Here is an 18,930-nt window from a genome sequence, read left to right on the forward strand (position 1 = left end):
TATTTCCCGGCTCATCCTCATGAAGGCGATATCGGCATTCCTGAGGGGGCGAATCAAGCGCGGGTAATTGCCACAGGCACCAGTAAGACAACGGGGAGAACGTTTAATCTTGGCCACTAATCTCTTGGAACAAGTGCAATGGAGCCATGATGATATTTTGCGTGAGTACAAGAACCAGCAGGCGTGCGAACGAGGCTTTCGCTTGATCAAAGATCCACTCTTCTTTGCCGCTAGCGTGTTCTTGAAAACACCTCGACGTATTGTTGCCGTGGCCATGATCATGGCGTTGTGTTTGATGGTCTATAGCTTAGGGCAACGACAATTACGACAGGCATTAGAGCAAGCACAAGAAACACTCCCCAATCAGAAGGGCAAACCCACTCAAACGACCACATTACGGTGGATTCTGCAATGCTTTCAGGCCGTCCATTTAGTTCGGTTGGATGGTGTCATGCATCTTATCAAGCTCAATGACAGACAGAGACTGATTTTGCCTTTCCTTAGCGGGGCTTGTCAGAAATATTATCTGCTCTGTTAGCTAACCTGCTGAATGTGGGATCAAGCGTATAATTGCATCGAAAACGGCATCGTGATTGGACACCTGTGGCAAATTTACCTCCCTGGCTGACGTTAGACCCGCAGTTACAAGCCTGGCTCATGGAAGACATTGGCCGGGGCGATCGCACCACTCAAGCCTTATGGCCCACTGAAGCAGACGCCTGGGGTCAAGCCGAACTCCGTCTCAAGCAATCCGGCGTGCTGGCCGGGTTACCTCTATTTCAGCGGATCTTTTACCTTCTCAGTCCAGATATTGAAGTGCAGCCTCTCGTCGAAGATGGGGAGGTTTGTCCATCGGGAACCGTTGTGGCGCAGTTAAAAGGCCCCATGAGTGCCCTACTGATGGGGGAACGAGTCGCCCTCAACCTGATCATGCCCTTGAGTGGAATCGCCACTCTCACTCGCACCTATACTGATCAAATTGCCGATCTCCCCACCCAGCTGGTGGATACTCGCAAAACCACCCCTGGTCTCAGAATCCTAGAAAAATACGCCACCCAAGTCGGCGGAGCCATCAATCACCGTATGGGCCTGGATGATGCCGTTATGATCAAGGATAACCATATCGTGGCTGCCGGGGGGATTGGCGAAGCCGTGCGTTGTGTCCGTCAGCAAATCCCGTTTCCACTAGCGATTGAAGTCGAAACAGAAACCCTAGAACAGGTCCAGCAAGCCTTAAACCACCCCATCGACATCATCATGCTGGACAATATGGCCGTTGAGCAAATGCAAGCTGCCGTCAAATTGATTCGCTCTAGTCGCCCAGTGCTCAAAATTGAAGCCTCCGGCAATATCAATTTGCAGACCCTGCGGGTCGTCGCTGAAACGGGAGTTGATTATATTTCCACCAGTGCCCCGATTACCCAAGCCCGATGGCTCGATTTCAGCCTCAAGCTTCTAGACGGATCCCTGTGATCACCTACTGATTTCTGGGTTTCAGCAATAAAACTTAAGAATTACTCGCATCAAACCCTGGGTGTTTGATATCGGTAGGCTTGGAACGGTTTCCAGCGGGTTTAGTCCTATGGTTCAACGCAAACATTTATCCTCAGAACCCTGCTCAGCGGGTATGCAGGAATCAACAAACAGTGCGACCCGCCACATTTTGCGGTTAACTTAGAATATCTTGACTACTGCACGAATTTTATTGTCTTACATGCAGGTCATCCCCCATGTCTGACCTTCCGTTTACGCTTGATCAACTCCGCATTCTCAAAGCCATTGCTGCGGAGGGGAGCTTTAAACGCGCTGCCGATAGTTTATATGTCTCCCAACCCGCCGTCAGTCTTCAAGTCCAGAACTTAGAGCGTCAATTAGCGGTTCCTTTATTTGACCGAGGCGGGCGTCGGGCTCAACTGACGGAAGCGGGTCATCTGTTGCTCGATTATGGCGATAAAATTCTAGCTCTCTGTCAGGAAACCTGCCGTGCGATCGAGGACTTGCAGAACTTACAGGGCGGTACGCTGGTGATTGGGGCCAGCCAAACCACGGGAACCTACCTAATGCCTCGCCTGATCGGCTTATTTCGTCAGGCTTATCCCGATGTGGCGGTCCAACTGCATGTTCATTCCACCCGTCGCACCTGCTGGAGCATTGTCAATGGCCAGGTGGATTTAGCTATTATCGGGGGCGAAGTGCCCCTAGAATTGCAAGAATCTTTAGAAGTGACGGCCTATGCCGAGGATGAACTGGCGTTGATCTTGCCGGAATCCCACCCTCTGGCCGAGACTGCTGTGATTCAGCGAGAAGATCTGTATAAACTCAGCTTTATTACCTTGGATGCCCAGTCCACTATTCGCAAGGTGATTGATCAAATTCTGACGCGGGGCAATATTGATCCGCGTTTATTAAAAATTGAAATGGAACTCAATTCGATTGAAGCGATCAAAAATGCAGTTCAATCGGGTCTAGGAGCGGCTTTTGTCTCCACATCCGCAATTGAAAAAGAGCTAGAGTTGGGCAGCTTAAAGCGTGTCAAAATTGAGAATGTTGCGATAAAAAGGATATTGTCCCTGATTATCAATCCCAACCGATATCGCTCTAAAGCAGCGGAGATTTTTATTACAGAGATTTTGCCCAAATTTAGTACGCTATCTTCAGAACTCAAACAACTGACGAACGCCTCTGGTGATGCTGAACTTGTCACCTCTGCTACCAATTAGTTTCTGCGAGTAACTGCAACTCTGCAATGGAGATTTACTGTACCCGCCCTAGCTGTCAGCGCCCAAGTAACTTTTTCGCAGACCTAGACGATCCCCAGACCCTCAAAACCGTGCAGCAAAAGTTTTGCTTGAGCTGTGGTATGCCGTTGATTCTAATCGGGCGATATTTACCGTCCCGGCTGCTGGCACAAGGCGGATTTGGGGCGGCGTTTCTGGCTTGCGATCGCTACACCCCAGGTCTACGCCAATGTGTCGTTAAACAGTTCCAACCTACGGGGCTGGGGCCTAGCCAGATGCAAATGGCCCAAAGCCTGTTTCATCGGGAAGCTGAAGTCTTAGAAAAGCTGGGTCGGCATCCGCAAATCCCCGATTTATTTGCCTTTTTTGAACTGCCTGTCTCCAGTCGAGGGTCGCAGCCTGCTGAAGAGTTTTTCTATCTGGTGCAAGAATTTATCGACGGCCAAACCCTGGAAGAAGAGTTAGAAGATAAAAATCAATTGAAGGAGCAGGACATCTACGAACTGCTGCAAGAAATCCTGCCTGTCCTCCAGTTTGTGCATGAGAATGGTTCGATTCACCGAGATATTAAGCCTTCGAACATTATGCGTCATATGCAAACGAATATGACTCAAACGGGAGAGGGGCTGCTGTATCTGCTGGATTTCGGCGCGGTGAAACAGGTTGCCAATGTGGCTGCCCCCACCCCCAGCAAAGGCACCAGTATCTATACCCCCTTTTATGCGCCCCCCGAGCAAACCCACGGCAATCAGGTCTTTCCCTCTTCGGATCTCTATGCCTTGGCCGTCACCTGTATGGTGCTCTTGACGGGGCAAGCGCCCAACGATTTATTTGACACATCCCAGAACCAATGGCAGTGGCGACCCCATGCCCAGGTCAGTGATCGGCTGGCTCTTCTGCTGGATCGGATGTTGGAGACCTCGCCGCAGAAACGATTTCAGTCTGCCGCAGACGTGTTAGCCGAGTTGAGTCAGTCCCCAACTAGCTTGAACCCGTCTTCTAGTCGGCCAGCTCCCCAAGCGCCATCTCCAGCGGTGGTTTCTGCCTCGCCGTCGGCCCCTGCCGCTCCACCCCAGCCCACTCCGGCTGCGGTCAGCGTTCCATCTCCCTCTGCCCCTTTTTCGCTGGTGCGTTTGTTAGGAGGGGCAGCCTTTACGGGGTTTGAAGGCGGGGTTTTGGCTGTTGCCCTCACCAGCTTCTTAGGTACCACCCTGATTAGCGGGGGGTTTTGGTTGGGACTCGTCGCTGTTTTGGTCTATTGCCAATGGCAACGATGGATTGAACGGGTGGATCTAGCCATTATTGCTGGACTCTCCTTGGGGATCATTGCCTTTGTCCCAGTGCTACAAGGGGGCAACCCCATTCAAGCCATTGTGTTACTGGGTGCGGTGTCTGCTTTAGTGCTGATGACGCTGAGCCTGGTGTTTCGACTGATTTATAGTGTTGTCTCTCGGTTTCTTTAAGTCCTGATTCTTATGAGTGATTCCCTTCCCTCCGGTTCGTCTCCTTGGGTTGTCGCAGAGCAATTTAAGCCTGCAGGAACCGTCGTTAATATTCAAGAATTTGGTCAAGGCAATATCAACAGTACCTTTCTGGTGACCTTGGATGTGGTGACGGATCAGCGGTTTATTTTGCAACGCATCAATACCCAGGTCTTCCAGCACCCCCAACTGGTGATGCGGAATATTCGCACCTATTCGGAGCATGTGTGTCAGCGATTGCAAACCGATACCTGTCAACGGCGTTGGGAAGTCCCTCGGGTTCTCTTGACGCCCGCCCAGCAGGATTATTGGATCAGTCCTGACGGTGACTTTTGGCGGGCCATGAGCTATATCGAAACGGCCCAAGCCCTGCAGGAGATTACAACGCCGGATCAGGCGGAGGAGATGGGCTATGCCCTGGGGATGTTTCACCATCTGATTAGCGATCTGCCCGCAGAGCAGCTAGCAGATACCCTAGAGGGCTTTCATATTACGCCTCAATACCTACAGCAGTTTGAGCAGGTCCAGGATACTCAGGTCGAGCTAACGCCGGAAGTGGAATATTGTTTGCAGTTTATTCGCGATCGCAAGCAAGATACCGATATTCTCGAAACCGCCAAAGCCGAAGGCAAGCTCCAATTGCGCCTGATGCACGGAGATCCCAAGATCAACAACATCTTGATGGATACCGATACCCAACAGGCGGTGAGTGTGATCGATCTAGATACGGTGAAGCCGGGGTTAGTCCACTACGATATCGGCGACTGTCTCCGCTCCGGCTGCAACCCTTTGGGGGAAGAAACGGAGCAGTGGGAAATGGTACAGTTTGACCTGCAGCGTTGTCAGCGGATCTTGCAGGGCTATTTGGCGGTTGCTCAATCCTTTCTGACGGATCATGATTATGACTACCTTTACGATGCAGTGCGCCTGATTGCCTTTGAGCTGGGGCTGCGGTTCTTTACGGATTATCTGGCTGGCAATGTCTACTTCAAGGTGAAGCATCCTGACCATAATCTCAACCGGGCCTTAGTTCAGTTCAAACTGGCGGAGAGTATCGAAGCCCAAGCTCAAGAGATTCATGCCCTGATTCAATCGCTGCGATGACTGCCTTTACCCTCCAGCCCTTTGCTTCACCCCATCCAGATATTACGATTTCCGGTACCTTGGACCGAAACGGGGAGCAACTTGCGATCGCATACACGGTATCCGGTCATCTCGAACAAGTCCGGATCCCCTCTCCGTCCTTATCGCCCACCCGTCAATACAATCTGTGGGAGGCGACCTGCTTGGAATTTTTCCTGGGTCTCCCCAATCAGCCCCACTACTGGGAATTTAATCTCTCGCCCGCAGGGGACTGGAATGTTTTTCATTTAGAGGATTATCGCCAAAACTTACGCGAAGCCTTAGCCGTGGACGCTGTTTCGTTGCAGGTGGCGTCAGACGCATCCCGGTTGACGCTCTCCTTAAGGTTTAATCTTGCTGACCTTATGGCCCCATCACAGCCCTTAGAAGTCGGAATTTGTGCAGTGATTCAATCTGCTCAAGGGCAGCTCTCTTACTGGGCTTTAACTCACCCAGGTTCCGAAGCTGATTTTCATCGACGAGAGAGCTTTATTCTCCAGATCTAGGCAGCTGCCCTTGCTCTCGTAGAACGCCAAAGCAGTGATGTCTCCTCACGTTTTCCCTGGCGAGGTGGGAACCTTAAGATCGATGCAACCTTCTTTATAAATAGACGATAACGGGTAAACTTCCGGGTTTTTACGGTGGCTATAGGGTGCTTTGCGCTTTTACCTTAGGACTAATGACAAACGCTGGTTGTCATCGTGTAGTTCGTCTTTCGACTCCCATCATTATGAATGTACAAGCTCCTACTTCTCCTCAACTTGGGACTCAAGAGTGCCATCATGTCTTGATGATTGAAGAACAAGAAGGCGTGCGCTGCATTTTACTCGAGGCGCCTACCTATTCTCTAGGCCGGGATAAGAAGAATACGATCGTATTGCCTGCATCGAAATCTGTGTCTCGCTTTCATGCCATGCTTTTACGGATTCCAGGCGCTACTAGCTCAGACTATAACTACAGAATTGTGGATGGTGATGCCACCGGCCAACTCAGTACGAACGGTGTGGTGGTAAATGGCAAACGTAATACCTCCCATACCCTGACTGAGGGCGACACCGTTATGCTGGGCGATATCAAAGTTTCCTATCGTGAACTAACACTTCCGCTCTCTGAGTTAGACTCAGCTCGTTTCGACAACTTGGATATTCGAGGGACGTTGCCTCATGCCGCCAATGCCCCTCTCTCCCAAGCGGAAGGGAACGGCATGGCCGCTGCATCGACTACGGCTGAGGATGAACTAGGGCCAACCATGTTCTTTAAAAAATCACTTAAGATCTCGAAGCCCGCAACCTCCTAAAGAATTGATCTGCCGAGTCCCCATCGGTGATAGTTCGTTTAATTTCAGTAACTATTCTGGGCGACAAATAGAGAGGCGCTGTTGGGGATGACTCACGTGGTAGTCTGCGAGCCAAGTACATCCACGTCTTAACAGGGCTTGTAAATGTTGTTCTGGGGAATCAGCCAGTTGCCAAACTTGAACCCACCCATCATGGCTGGCGCTCGTTAAGCGTTGCCCCTCGGCGTTAAATTGCAGATCTTGAATGGTGGCTGCATGGCCCTCAAATTCCATGAGTAACTGGCCTTGAGTATCCCAAATTTGAATGACTCCGTCGGTTGAACCCGAGGCAATGCGTTGACCATCAGGGCTAAAGCGCAATCGATAGACAGAGCTGGGCTGATCCCGAAAGACACGTAGGAGCTGGCCTTGCACCGTCCATAGCCGAATGTTGCCATCCTCAGAGGCGGTGGCAATGGTTTGAGCATCGGGGCTGAAATGGCCGTCATAAACTGCGCCTTGATGATCAGGCAACCGAACCAGCGATTTGCCCTGTGCAGACCACAGCCAAGCGGTGCCATCCGCAGAAGTGGTCAGGAGTAGGCGATCGTCGGGACTGAAGCGAAGACGATACACCGCCCCTTGATGACCTTGGAGTAGAGCCTGCTGTTTTCCCTTTAAATCCCATAGTTTGACAGTTTCATCCCGAGAGGCCGTCGCCACCCGATCGCTCTTGTGATTGATTTGGACACTGTAAATGGTGTCTTGATGTGCTTGAAAGGTCTGTAGAGGGAGGTTATGGCGGTGTAAGCTGACTTGGCCGTGCTTTGTGGCAGTGGCCAGCAGTTGCGCCTGTGGATGAAAGCTCAGGCTGCTAATGGTTTTAAAATCGCTCTGCATTTTGTGAAGGAGCCGCTGCGCTGAATCTTCCACCGTCACAACACCGTCATTCCAGGCGGTCACTAGTTGCTGGCCGTCTAGACTAAAGCTAAGGCTTTTAATTCTGCGCTGATGTTGCTGCTGCTGTCGCTGGAGCCAAGCGGTATGAACGTGCCACACATGGGCATTATCTTCATCGTTGGATGCGGTGGCCAGCAGGGTCCCATTGGGACTAAAACGGGCACTGAAAACAGCCCCTTGGTGCCCTCTCAGAATGTGTAAGGACTGACCTGTGGTGCTCCATAGGCGAATTGTTTTATCGCCAGAGGCCGAGGCCAACACGTTACCGCTCGGGCTAAAGTGAACATCGTAAACAGCCCCTTGATGGCCTCTCAAAACCCGTAATAGCTTGCCTTGTGAACTCCAAAGACGAATCGTTTGATCCTCAGAGGCAGTGGCAATCTGCTGGCCATCGGGGCTAAAACTGACATCGAAGACGGATCCTTGGTGGCCTTTTAAGACCAAGAGTTGCCGGCCTTGCACCGTCCATACCCGGATCGTGCCGTCGCGAGAGGTGGTTGCAATCCGTTGACTATCAGGACTAAAGCTCACGGCATAAATGGAATCTTGATGCTGTTGAAAGCGGACCCGTTGTTGGCCTTGGCGATCAAAGACCAGGGCTGTTCCATCTTTAGACGCGGAGACGATCCATTGACCATCGGCGCTCCAGTTCAAATCATAAATATCATCCCCATGCCCGTTTAGGATCCGTAATGTTTGGCCAGAGAGTGTCCAGAGACGAATCGTGCGATCTTGGGATGCAGTGGCAAGGGTCTGGCCATCGGGGCTAAAGGCCACATTATACACATCGCCGTCATGGCCTCTCAGCACCTGTTGCGTCTGTCCTTGCAGCGTCCATAATCGGGCTGTGCCATCGCGGGAGGCGGTGGCAATGTGCTGGCCATTGGGACTAAAACTAATGCTATTAATGGTGGCGCTATGGCCTTCTAAACGGTTGCGCTCCCAAATATGCTGCAAAATTTCTTGCAGGGCAATCAGGGGGGTAGTGGTGGGGTAGGTTTGTAACGAAGGGTGGTTCTGCACCAACGGCTGTAGGTTCTCTCCTGCTTCCATGGCGGTTTGCAAGGCTGCAATTTGGTCAAAGTCGAATTGTTGTAACGCACTTTTACCTGCCCATTCAATCGATTTCGTTTGGGCCGTTTGCTGCTGTTGCAGGGCATGGTTGACCCAAAGCGAAGAAGCCACTGCGCCGATTAGGGATAATGCCAGAATGCCAGTGCCTAACCGCAGTTTTTGTTTCGCATCTGCATAGGCAGTGGCTAAGATCTGTTTGGCCTGCTGTTCTGCCTTTAACTGGGTGGCGAGGCGCTCTAAGTCTCTGGCTTTACGCTCAACGTCAATGGCCACTTGTTTATCTAGTGCTTGGCTTGCGGCTAAAAACTGATAGTCTTGGTTGCTGAGCTGTTGATCCTGAGACCAAGCCAACGCATCTTGCAGCGCTTTCCCGCGTAGCAGTCGAGAGGTGTCCTGGCGCTGGGAGGCTTCCCAAGCATTCATCATTTCGGAATAGGGGCGAAGGGCAGCGAGTTCTTGCTCAATCCAGTGATGGTCGAAAATCTGACGGTAAATCCGGTTATAAACGGTCAACATCCCCTGCCGTTTGACGACCAGCCCGGACAATTGCAGTTCACATTGCGCAGCACTACCATCGGCGGTGACGGTGTGTTGGTCCAAAATTTGGCCATATAACCCTAGTAATTGGCCGGTTCGCTCTGGGTGATGGCGGAGCCGATCCCGGATGGTTCGCAGGTGGACGGGTTCGTCTTGGGTGGGCCAATGGTCGAGAATTTGCGATCGCACTAACGTTGCGATTGCCGCCCGTTCCGTGCCTGCCTCAATATATGAGTTTGACTGCACCACCAGTTGACAGAGCTTTTGAGACAAAAAAGGCTGTCCCCCCGTCCAATCCAAAATTTCTCCTAAGACAGCCTCAGGATTCTCGGCAGCAGTCTGTAAACCTGGGGCTAAAGGCTGAGCCTCTGCGCCAGTGAAGCCCGTGAGTTCAATCGCATGACCAATATTGAAAAGTGTTTGGGTTTTGTCTTGAATCAGATCCGAAGGTGTCGAAACGCCAAACAAGGTAAAGGTTAGGCGTTTATACTCAACACTCTCGGCACGCTGATTATAAAGCCAACGAATCAGCGCAAAAAAGTCATCGACTGCAAATGGTAAACTCAGCGTTTTATCGATTTCATCAATAAAAATAAAAATTTTGTCTTGGGGGAAGTAGATCCTCAACGCTTCATCCAAAAAATGCTTGAGTTGTTGGACGGGCGATAACTCAGCCTGGTCTTGTAGCCAGGCCTTCAGACTCAGCCGCTCGGTTAAAGCCAACCCCTGCCATAACTGCACAATTAGGCCGGTATACCATTGCCGATAGCTGACTTGGCTGCCAGAAAGGGTCATATCAATCGAGACACAATGACAGGTAGGCCCTGTCAGCCGATGCATGGCCCGCACTTTCAGGCTTGACTTGCCCATCTGTCGACTATTAAACACATAGCAAAAATCACCCTCCTCAAGCGCTGTGATCAGTGCTGTGTCGGCTTGGCGGCTGACATAAAATGGATGGTTGTAGTCTAGGCTGCCTCCGACCTTATAGGCTGGCATGGTTAAACTCATCAGGATCCAACGACAGATTGGCGAAGTACTGTTGGTACAGCTCACAACTGGGCCGCGCCCGATCTCCCACCAAATGAATGAGTCCCATACTTTCGAGTTGGTAGGCTTGAGTTGGTTCTAATGGAACGTCAGGATCAGCTGTCACCACTCGATGCATGGCCGTTGCCAATTGCGGTTGGCCTTGTAAGGTATGCCAAAGCCCGCGTAAATGATCGCTGTAGATGCTGCTTTGAGTAGCTGTTTGGTGAAACAGTTCATCCATAACGATATCCTGACGACGAAGGGCATCAAAGGTGAGATGGACCAGATAGGGATGTCCATCAATCCAGGATTCTAGGCGGCTCAAGAAATTAGGAGCCTCTGTCTCGATCTGAGTATTAATTCGATAAAGATGGGCTAATTTCTGCATCTGCGCTACAGTAAAGCCCGATAATTTGATCGGCCACCCCACATTAAAAGGCGATTGGTGAGCATCTAGCTCAATATAGATTTCCGTGGCGTGAGCAATCACTAAGCGGATTTTTTGCCATGAAGTTTGAGTGGTTGCTTCTTCGTTCCAGGATCGCAACATTGGTAAAAAGTCTTGGGCAATATGGGGGTATTCAAAGAGACGATCCACATTGTCTAACCCCAAAACTAGCGCCACTTCAATGCGAGGCAGCAAATAGGTTTGGATATAAGTCTTGCAGCTGATTAAGCTACCGTAGAGTTCCTCTGCCCAATACTGGTCTAATTGCGGCGGCAACTCCAATTCTCGGCAGATATTGGCGCAAAACCACTGTAAAAACTTGTCTAAGGTCTCAAAAATAGATGTCTCCGCCTCGCGGAAGTTTAAGTAAACTGGCTGATAGTCAGCGGTACTTGCATGGGATAGGACTTTTCGCAGTAATGAGGTTTTGCCCATTTGGGCAGGTGCCTTAATCCGAACCAGGGCACCAGGTTGCTGGATCGCTTGCATGCAGTCTGTTTCAATGGGGGGTCTGTCCATATAAAACGGGGACTCTGCGGGGAGTGGCGTTCGATAATTGCAAATGGATAAATCTGGAGAAGACGTTGCAGGCCAAGACTGGAGCCATTCTGGATATCGCGTTTCCTGTAACCAATCTCTCAGAATATTGAATTTCCCAGGCCCCTTGCTCAATGAGTCCAGTTCTAGGCATCCATCAGCATTGGCAAAGGTCGCGTAAACCGATGTCATCTGTTTTTTATAGGATTCATGACTGGCTGCCTGGGCCAGCGGCCACACTTCTTTATCTTGTTTACGCCAATTTTCATAGGCAAAACGGACAAGAAAAATGTTTTTAACCTTACCCGTTAAGCGAAAATCTTGAGCAATCTGCCTTAAAAAACTATCCCAGTTTTGCGGTTTCATCTGTCATCATGACCCACTCAATTGAAGTGCCAAAATTAGCACTAATAGTATTATTTTCTAGGGAAATGATCATTATTCTAAGGCCTCTCACTTCTACTTAGTTCTACATTTGTCCACTTGCACATCATTTGTTCTCTATTTATTGAACCTTGGAAATTGTTATTTTTAGACTGACATGTTTTACCCTTTGAAACTAATCTAGCACCTGAGAGTCCCTGATAAAGCTGAGAAGTAAAGCAATGGCTAAATCCTCTGTGATGTTGGCTGCTGCGATGATCATAAGTGCAACGGTCATTCCACCTGCACAAGCGGTGATCCGCAGCCAAACAAGTACTCCCCAAAGTGCGGAAGATCAGGCAACATTAGTTGCAGATCGCAAACGCTGGGGTAAGCGGTATTGTTGGCGTCGATACGGCCGCATTTATTGCCGTGAACCCTATGATGAGCGCGACTATCGCCGGCAGCGCCGACAAGAGCGTCGCTGGCGGGATCGTTATTGGCGCCAGCGACGCCGTCGCCAGGATGATTACTACTGGCGTCGACGCCGTGATCGGTGGGGAAGACAGGATCGTTTCCCCCATAGGATTGACCGCTGGTTTGACCGTAAAAACCACGGCGGTGATGATGATGATTAAATACAGTGGGTGAAGCAGATTAAACAGTTGACTTAGTCGTACCCCTGTACGCCTCTAATGATGCTGCTCAGCTATCCAGGATTTTGATCCGACGGGGCTGAGCAGCTTTTTTTCCTGTCGCTTGGGTAGAACCGCCTGAAATACTCAACAGAAACAGAACTGATGTAGTGGCGAGACGTTGCGGTTAATCGCAGGGTGGATATTTACAATCGGGATGAGTTTGTTGCGGTGGAGTCTGAATCTGCTGGGAAACAACAAGTCTGTATGCAGAGACGCTGAGTCCACTGATTAATATAATGCTAAGGGCTAAAAAAAAAGCTTGAAAATTCATAGTAAAACAGGCGCTAGCTGCAAATATTTGTTTGATTTTATGTACTGATGTTTGGGTATTCTTGTTGTCAGCAATTAACGAAAAATATTGATTTATAGCTATCTGGCAATAGTGCTATTGTAAGGCGTTTATTCTGTAGTGACAATAGTTGCTTTTCGCACATCTGAGATTATTATTTGTTATTCCCATTTAAGAAGTATTTTGCAGGGACATGATGCGTGAGCCAGACGGCATTCTCGGACTGATAGAACTGATGTCCATCTATTTGCATTTGTTGAGTATCGATTTCCAAGACAATGGGGTGGCCGTGGCGTCTGCCGACTGCGATCGCAGTGTCAAAGTCGCCAGATAAATGAACATACTGCCGGCCTGAGGGCAACAAACCCTCAGCCATAATAGATGTCAAAAAGCGGGTCGCTGTTCCATGAAAGAGAACAGGAGGCGGGGACAAAGACTGCAAATCTAAGTTCACAGGAAGGGAATGTCCTTGACTTGCACGAATGGATTGGCCATCTGGACTTAAGCGAAACCGTTGTTTGTCATTAGAGGCCACGACCTGTTGGATCAGGTCTTCAGAAAGAATGCGATCGTGTTGAGCTGCACATTGAATCAGCTCTGAGACAGCAGCCCATCCCCCAGCGTCAAGTTCTAAACCAATCGCATCGGGTCGATGACGGAGAACATAACTGAGAAACTTGCTGACAGATTTTAGCTGTTGATCCATAACGTTGAACAGTGTTGAAAGAATATGAAAAGAGGCTATATCAAACAGATTTTGTGAAGCAAGGAGGAGATATGATGTTTTCTGACCTGATCTGTCTATTTTGCACCTTTAATCAGTTCAAATCCGGTTAAGCTAGGTCCTACTTGTTCAGATAAAATAACCGGAAAATAAGCTTGGGCGACGTTGATCGCTTGCAATTGCCGAACCGTCCAGGCATTGCAATCAGACCAAATCACATAATACTCACGACCAGGATAAAACTGACCTGCAAATCTAGGGACCTGGGGATAGGGAGCCACCCGCTCACCATTAGTCGTTCGTTGAAAGCTTTGCTCCAGGGATCGAAGCAGAGAATGTAGCTGTTGCGGAGTAATTTGCCGGTGATAAAGCTGCCGAGCATACTGCGGCTGGGGCAGTGTCTCGCGTCCTCTCAAATACATCACGGAAGCCGTCGGTAACACCCCTGCTGCCAACGTCGTTGGAATGGAAGTGTCCGATAACATAAAGAAGCGCTTATCTCCCCAGCCATATTCAACATATCGAGCCTGAGCATGATTTGTCGGCCCCAAACGCCAGCCCTGCGGTTGTTCCAAGATCAGGGCTGTATGAAACCCCCAATTGACCACGTAGATATCATATTTTGCCTGCTTGAGCGTATCAAGATTCGGGAGTTCAATCGTCGGACTTGGAGGAGTAAACACGGCCATATATAGAGCTGGCATACCCCATAAGCCGCCATTCAGGAGCAGTAAGATGCCAAGACACCGACGCCGTTGACGAATCACAGCCCTGACCTGTCCTGCCTTTCTCTGCAAAAACTGTCTCAATTGCATCGGCGTTCACCAATCGTTCTAGTGAGGGTAGATTGCATTCACCATGGTCCCAAGATAGGATGCCAGAGTCGCAGAAAATATCGGGGTACAAACATGACCAAAGCCACTATGGAAACGAACAAAGGCACCATTCATCTTGATCTATTCGATCAAGATGCCCCTAATACCGTTCAGAACTTTGTGGATTTAGCCAACAAAGGTTTTTATGATGGCTTATCATTCCACCGTGTCATTCCCAATTTTATGATCCAAGGGGGATGTCCCCAGGGTACAGGTACAGGAGGACCAGGCTACACCATTAAGTGTGAAATCAACGCGAACAAGCATCAAGCCGGAACCTTATCGATGGCCCATGCTGGCCGCGATACGGGTGGGAGCCAATTCTTTATTTGTCATGCGCCACAACCCCATTTAGATGGCGTTCATACCACTTTTGGGCAAACCCAAGATATGGATGTGGTGAATGCCATTCGCCAGGGCGATCAGATTCTGTCCATCAAAATTGCTGCTGAATAAGGCCAGAAGGGCGTAGTGACCCAGCAAGATTGCGTAACGGATTGGACTGGGTGCAATTTGCTCTAACGATAGGTTAGGGCATTCGGCTCTTGAGGATTTCTGTCAAGCTTGGTGGTTCATCTTAATCTCCGCTTTCTGTATTTTGGCGTAGTTGCTAATGAGCGACGCGTTGCTCATTTAAGACGCGTGAGTTGGGAGTGAGGGTGCTGTTAGTGAGCTTCCATCTTCATGGATTGAGTATGGTGCAGGAGATATAGAGTGGATGATGCTAGCCTTAGCATCATCCACTCTATTGACTTAAGTGTGACCTATTTTTCTGGTTGTAAATCTGTTATAAATACTGCCTTGGATTTGCGTGATGACTATCACCAAGCCCTCAGAAATCGATCACTGCCTTCTGCGCTGAGCTTAAGCATACTAAGCCTTAACAGGTAAATGGAGAACAAACCGATGGCTTTTATCGATATGCTTACAGTGTTCTGTCATGCGTCAATGCTATCCCTTTTAATGTTTGCGCTGATGTGGTTATCAGGTGCTTTTACGGATCGCGTTCAAAAGCATAGCTAATTGTCTGTACAACAGTATGAAGGCACGCTTGATTTCAGCAACGTGACTTCACATTCCTACAATCACTGACCATAAACAGAAGCCCAATCCCAGGCTGGTTAAATGCTGAGGGAGTAGGACTACAATGGGCTGACGCGCTATCTTCTGAGTCAGGACCCACGTGAAGAAGACTGCAAACAATAGGGTGCTGCCTTGTAGAAAACGAATGACTGCCGGATGGGCAATCCATACGGGTAGTCCTGTCCCTGATAGACCAAAGGTGGCCCAAGTGACGGGTAAAATTTGCCCTGCTTCTGTTAATCCTAAGCGTAAATAATGGGCTAAAGTACCGCCTAGGACAAGGGGTAAATAGCCATAGACCAACTCTTGAAATGGCCGTGGTTTGAGGCTGTGGCTGAGCTGACATAAGACTTGGTGGGAGAGGAGAGGCATAATGGCAGCTATCCCCAAAACCAATACTGACACCAATAAATGAGTTGAAAATTGCTGCAAATGCAAATCCAAACCGATCCAAGCTTGCAGTTCAGGCAGGCGATGTAGGAAGATCCCTCCTAATAAAAGTAATAGAAGCGCAACCTCATAGATCCGCGGCGTATGGGTTGTCCATAATTCAATGCCGGGTGGTCGCAAATTGAACTCGACCGAGCGGTGGGGACACGCCTGCAGGCAGGTCATACACAGCACACAATCTCGGTTATCTTCCAACTGAGCGGGATGGGAGTACAGAGGGCAACCGTCTGTTTCCTGACCTTCTCCTTTTTCAGGTCCACCTTTATAGCATTGATAGGTATTGCACTCGGCAGAACAGGTGCCTTGTTGTGCCCTCAGCTCTGTCATGGACAGTTTGGCAAATAAGCCATTCATGCCCCCAATGGGACAGAGATACCGACACCAAAACCGCCGTTCAAAAATCTGTGAACAAATCACTGCCCCCACTGTAATCAGCAACAGCAGACAACTAGACAGATAGGCCGTATCCTCTAAATTCCACAGCTCCTCCCAGAGAAAAATCAAGGCAAACAAACCAAACAAGAACCAGCCCCCCCACTGCTCTGCCTGCTGCCGAGGCCAGCGCTGCAGTTGCCTGGGTACCAGCCATAAAGACAGTTTTTGCAACAGTTCACCACAAATCATAAAGGGACAGACGGAGCACCAGAGGCGGCCCACAAAGGGAAACCCAATTAATATCAACGGCCACCACCAGGCCCAAAATAAGTTCAAGGCAAAGTTCTGACTTCGCTGCTGGGGACCCACAAATAGAATAATCACCACAAAAATAAACAGAGGTAAGACTAACCCATAGTTAATGCGGGTGGGCCACCAGGGACTGCGGAGAAAACGACGCAACCAAGGGTTGGCATTCAACAGGTTGAGGCGGAAGCGTTGCTGGCGATCTTGAGCCGCCCAAAAGATTTCTGCAGTGAGATCTTCGTTGGGAGACGATTGTGCGATCGCACGCTCCACCAAGCTTTGCAACTCAACAATATTTCCTGGAAAGTTATAGCTTTGCAAACGCCTTAAAGCCTCTGGTGTCACCTGGCGTTTGGCAATTCCCTGTTCCTTTGTAATTAGACTAATATAGTACTCAACCTGAGCCCCTAAATCAGCTTTACTCACCCGCAAAGGGGGCATTTTAATCCGATAGGCAATCAACCCGTCTAGTTCCGGCTGAATTTGTTCGGACGTAAAGATGATACGTGCTTTGCTTTGACGAGGTTGAACAGGACTCCCCTCTCGTTGAACAGGAGAATAGGTCTGAGTCTCCAATAATTGCCGCAGGGGGGGACATAGCTCTTGGGGAAGTTCCTGAATATTATTGAGGAGGATAGTCCCCTCACCGACTGCTTCCAAGAGTCCGGGTTTACCGCCTACCCGGCCAAATAAATCCGCTCCACTCAATTGCAAGGTGTTGCAGTTAATTTTCACCATGGGCTCTCGCCGCCAAGCAGAACCAAAGTGAATCAGCGAGGCAGCATTATCTTTTTCTAGACCGGGTTCACCAAAAATCAGCACCGAATCACGGGTTTGGGCTGCTTCCTTGAGCTGCTCTCGCAACCGTTTCGCATAGCGACTTGAACCCACGATGCCTCGATTAATCTTTGGCACTAAATAGGGTCTCATAATCGCTTGCCGCTCTTGTTCATCCGCTAGCTGTTGAGAAACTTGGGCCAAATCCTGAGATAACTTCTGCGATACGATACGATTCAGCTCTGGATATTGCTCCGCAATCCTGAGTAGATCGGGTTTGGCCACAACCCAAAAATCACAGTCCGTTAGGGTAATGACGGTTTGAGAAGTGGGCCGATCGAGCAGGATATCAAATAGATGCAGAACGGCCCCAGGTAGCAAGCTGATGGCTTGTGCCGAGTCAGTCAGGCTGGTGCGATAGCTCTCTAGATGGCCTTTACGGAGGATGTAGACTGCCTCTGGTAATGTATCTTCCAAGACCAGCCGCCGATTAGCCGCGACGGTCTGTTCTTTTACCTTTCTCGCCAAACGATCTAGAATCTTGTCTGGAAAGAGATCTAAATCCGTATGCGCTTGCAACCAAGCTGTCACCGCGTCTGAGGATGCCATCCGTATCGTTCTCTCCAATGGGAATGCAATTGTTTGTCAGTCCCCGCCCGCTTCCCAGTCCAAAACTCAATCAAACGCTCAACGGCAGGGATAAAACAATACTACTGCTTCCCTTACTTGGATAAATTAGGGGTGACTACTTCTGGGAAATGCTCAAAATTACGCCGCACCCAATCCATCCCCACTTCATTATTGAGCTTGATCTGCTTGGGAGAATTCGTATAAAGCTTGCCCAAAATATCCACATCTTGTTCGACTGCGACTTGACCAAACTTGAGAAAAGTACGACTCAATGGTTTCAGAAAAGGATAATGAAGCTGAGCAAACAGCAGAATATAGGTGCGAGTTAAGTTTTCAGCTTCTGGCAGGAAAAAGTGGCATTGGGCTATTTTTCCTAAGGGGGTCTCTGCTCGCAAAATTCCCAGGCATGGAAAATGGTTTTCTATATGGGCTTTGATTAGGTCAGGCATCATCAGCAGGTCCGGCTTGCGCAGTTTTTCCCTCCAGCTATAGGAATCCGTAACCATGTCATAAAGGGCATGGGATTGGTGCCCATTATCTACAAACTGATGAAAGTCCACGGATGTAATCCGAAATAAATCACGGTGAGTCCCGTTTTGATGGTTGTAGTCATGCATCACCAGCAACATACTCAGTAAATCTGTCTTGACGCTATAGTCAGCCGCAGGTCCAATAAAATCATAGGTCTGGGCAATTTCATTCATAATGTTGGGAATCGGCATCTTTGGCTTATGTCCACCATAGGACCAAATAAAATTGCCTTGGATAATCAGTTCCAGAGGCTGCAATTGCGGCAATGTTTTCTGATCTGAGTCGGGTAAAACCGTACAGCCTGCCCCATCAAACCTCAGCGCATGAAAGGGACAGACAATTCCCGATTGTTCATCAGCCTTGTCTGGCAAGGGTTCACACCAACCTTCTGACAACATCGCCCCCATGTGGGGACAGCGATTGGGGAGGGCTTGTATTGTCCCTGAGCCATCTTGCCAAAGCACATAATCCGTCCCGTACAGTGACACCTTAAGAGGGTGATTGATAGGCAACATAGACTTGTGCGCCAATAGCCAAGGCGCACCCGGAAGCATAGATCGCATCATCTTCTTTGCTCGCTATAAAATTGTGAAAGATTCGTCGTGTTTTAAAAATATGACAGAT

The 18,930-nt window shown here is 49.4% G+C and carries 15 protein-coding genes; 9 read left to right on the forward strand and 6 right to left on the reverse strand.

Translation table 11 applies throughout. The features are described 5' to 3' along the window. The first annotated feature begins 133 nt into the window (after positions 1 to 133). The 7 genes from Q0986_RS00580 to Q0986_RS00610 all read left to right on the forward strand — a co-directional run bounded on the left by Q0986_RS00580 (position 134) and on the right by Q0986_RS00610 (position 6,638). Positions 134 to 538: an IS1634 family transposase gene (locus tag Q0986_RS00580; protein WP_366918475.1), complete on the forward strand. Its 405-nt coding sequence runs from the start codon at positions 134 to 136 to the stop codon at positions 536 to 538. A gap of 65 nt (positions 539 to 603) precedes the next feature. Further along, the gene (nadC, locus tag Q0986_RS00585) at positions 604 to 1,473 is read left to right on the forward strand and encodes a carboxylating nicotinate-nucleotide diphosphorylase (RefSeq protein ID WP_299402261.1); all 870 of its coding nucleotides are present in this window, start codon (positions 604 to 606) and stop codon (positions 1,471 to 1,473) included. 257 nt (positions 1,474 to 1,730) lie between these two features. Continuing rightward, positions 1,731 to 2,720, forward strand: coding sequence for a LysR family transcriptional regulator (locus Q0986_RS00590; protein ID WP_299402263.1), 990 nt, complete (start codon positions 1,731 to 1,733; stop codon positions 2,718 to 2,720). A 26-nt stretch (positions 2,721 to 2,746) separates the two neighbouring features. After that, positions 2,747 to 4,201 (forward strand): serine/threonine-protein kinase, encoded by a 1,455-nt coding sequence (locus Q0986_RS00595; RefSeq protein WP_299402266.1) that lies wholly within the window; start codon positions 2,747 to 2,749, stop codon positions 4,199 to 4,201. Between the two features lie 12 nt (positions 4,202 to 4,213). Beyond that, the gene (locus tag Q0986_RS00600; protein WP_299402269.1) at positions 4,214 to 5,323 is read left to right on the forward strand and encodes an aminoglycoside phosphotransferase family protein; all 1,110 of its coding nucleotides are present in this window, start codon (positions 4,214 to 4,216) and stop codon (positions 5,321 to 5,323) included. Continuing rightward, a complete protein-coding gene (locus tag Q0986_RS00605) occupies positions 5,320 to 5,847 on the forward strand; it encodes a DOMON-like domain-containing protein (protein WP_299402271.1) in 528 nt (175 codons plus the stop codon). The genes Q0986_RS00600 and Q0986_RS00605 overlap by 4 nt, the downstream gene beginning before the upstream one ends. A 173-nt stretch (positions 5,848 to 6,020) precedes the next feature. Further along, entirely contained in the window at positions 6,021 to 6,638 is a 618-nt protein-coding gene (locus Q0986_RS00610; RefSeq protein WP_299402273.1) for an FHA domain-containing protein, read from the forward strand. A gap of 51 nt (positions 6,639 to 6,689) precedes the next feature. Here the strand turns inward: Q0986_RS00610 and Q0986_RS00615 are convergent, their stop codons facing one another. Together Q0986_RS00615 and Q0986_RS00620 are read right to left on the reverse strand one after the other, a co-directional pair. Next, on the reverse strand, positions 6,690 to 10,187 hold the full coding sequence (locus tag Q0986_RS00615; RefSeq protein ID WP_299402276.1) for an AAA-like domain-containing protein: 3,498 nt from the start codon (positions 10,185 to 10,187) through the stop codon (positions 6,690 to 6,692). Beyond that, on the reverse strand, positions 10,174 to 11,571 hold the full coding sequence (locus tag Q0986_RS00620; protein WP_299402278.1) for an AAA-like domain-containing protein: 1,398 nt from the start codon (positions 11,569 to 11,571) through the stop codon (positions 10,174 to 10,176). Before Q0986_RS00620 ends, Q0986_RS00615 begins: the two co-directional genes overlap by 14 nt. Before the next feature lie 239 nt (positions 11,572 to 11,810). On the opposite strand from Q0986_RS00620, the gene Q0986_RS00625 reads away from it, so the two are divergent. Beyond that, the gene (locus Q0986_RS00625) at positions 11,811 to 12,206 is read left to right on the forward strand and encodes a hypothetical protein (RefSeq protein ID WP_299402280.1); all 396 of its coding nucleotides are present in this window, start codon (positions 11,811 to 11,813) and stop codon (positions 12,204 to 12,206) included. A 503-nt stretch (positions 12,207 to 12,709) separates the two neighbouring features. On the opposite strand, the gene Q0986_RS00630 is transcribed toward Q0986_RS00625, so the two are convergent. After that, entirely contained in the window at positions 12,710 to 13,261 is a 552-nt protein-coding gene (locus tag Q0986_RS00630; protein ID WP_299402282.1) for an RNA 2'-phosphotransferase, read from the reverse strand. 95 nt (positions 13,262 to 13,356) lie between these two features. Next, positions 13,357 to 14,094, reverse strand: a complete 738-nt coding sequence (locus Q0986_RS00635) for a DUF2459 domain-containing protein (RefSeq protein WP_299402285.1) — start codon at positions 14,092 to 14,094, stop codon at positions 13,357 to 13,359. Between the two features lie 93 nt (positions 14,095 to 14,187). Between Q0986_RS00635 and Q0986_RS00640 the strand changes: the two genes are divergently transcribed. Continuing rightward, positions 14,188 to 14,610 (forward strand): peptidylprolyl isomerase, encoded by a 423-nt coding sequence (locus tag Q0986_RS00640; RefSeq protein ID WP_299402287.1) that lies wholly within the window; start codon positions 14,188 to 14,190, stop codon positions 14,608 to 14,610. Positions 14,611 to 15,225: 615 nt separating this feature from the next. Here Q0986_RS00640 and Q0986_RS00645 read toward each other — a convergent pair. Continuing rightward, positions 15,226 to 17,754, reverse strand: coding sequence for a sigma 54-interacting transcriptional regulator (locus tag Q0986_RS00645; protein ID WP_299402289.1), 2,529 nt, complete (start codon positions 17,752 to 17,754; stop codon positions 15,226 to 15,228). 113 nt (positions 17,755 to 17,867) lie between these two features. Then, positions 17,868 to 18,869, reverse strand: coding sequence for a Rieske 2Fe-2S domain-containing protein (locus Q0986_RS00650; RefSeq protein WP_366918476.1), 1,002 nt, complete (start codon positions 18,867 to 18,869; stop codon positions 17,868 to 17,870). Positions 18,870 to 18,930 lie beyond the last annotated feature (61 nt).

This window comes from Acaryochloris sp. IP29b_bin.148, assembly GCF_028285565.1.
Lineage (GTDB): Bacteria > Cyanobacteriota > Cyanobacteriia > Thermosynechococcales > Thermosynechococcaceae > Acaryochloris.

Coding starts and splice junctions, on each gene's coding strand:
- Q0986_RS00590 (WP_299402263.1), top strand. CDS start 1,731: ATGTCTGACCTTCCGTTTACGCTTGATCAACTCCGCATTCTCAAAGCC.
- Q0986_RS00595 (WP_299402266.1), top strand. CDS start 2,747: ATGGAGATTTACTGTACCCGCCCTAGCTGTCAGCGCCCAAGTAACTTT.
- Q0986_RS00600 (WP_299402269.1), top strand. CDS start 4,214: ATGAGTGATTCCCTTCCCTCCGGTTCGTCTCCTTGGGTTGTCGCAGAG.
- Q0986_RS00605 (WP_299402271.1), top strand. CDS start 5,320: ATGACTGCCTTTACCCTCCAGCCCTTTGCTTCACCCCATCCAGATATT.
- Q0986_RS00610 (WP_299402273.1), top strand. CDS start 6,021: ATGACAAACGCTGGTTGTCATCGTGTAGTTCGTCTTTCGACTCCCATC.
- Q0986_RS00615 (WP_299402276.1), bottom strand. CDS start 10,187: ATGCCAGCCTATAAGGTCGGAGGCAGCCTAGACTACAACCATCCATTT.
- Q0986_RS00620 (WP_299402278.1), bottom strand. CDS start 11,571: ATGAAACCGCAAAACTGGGATAGTTTTTTAAGGCAGATTGCTCAAGAT.
- Q0986_RS00625 (WP_299402280.1), top strand. CDS start 11,811: ATGGCTAAATCCTCTGTGATGTTGGCTGCTGCGATGATCATAAGTGCA.
- Q0986_RS00630 (WP_299402282.1), bottom strand. CDS start 13,261: ATGGATCAACAGCTAAAATCTGTCAGCAAGTTTCTCAGTTATGTTCTC.
- Q0986_RS00635 (WP_299402285.1), bottom strand. CDS start 14,094: ATGCAATTGAGACAGTTTTTGCAGAGAAAGGCAGGACAGGTCAGGGCT.
- Q0986_RS00640 (WP_299402287.1), top strand. CDS start 14,188: ATGACCAAAGCCACTATGGAAACGAACAAAGGCACCATTCATCTTGAT.
- Q0986_RS00645 (WP_299402289.1), bottom strand. CDS start 17,754: ATGGCATCCTCAGACGCGGTGACAGCTTGGTTGCAAGCGCATACGGAT.
- Q0986_RS00650 (WP_366918476.1), bottom strand. CDS start 18,869: ATGCGATCTATGCTTCCGGGTGCGCCTTGGCTATTGGCGCACAAGTCT.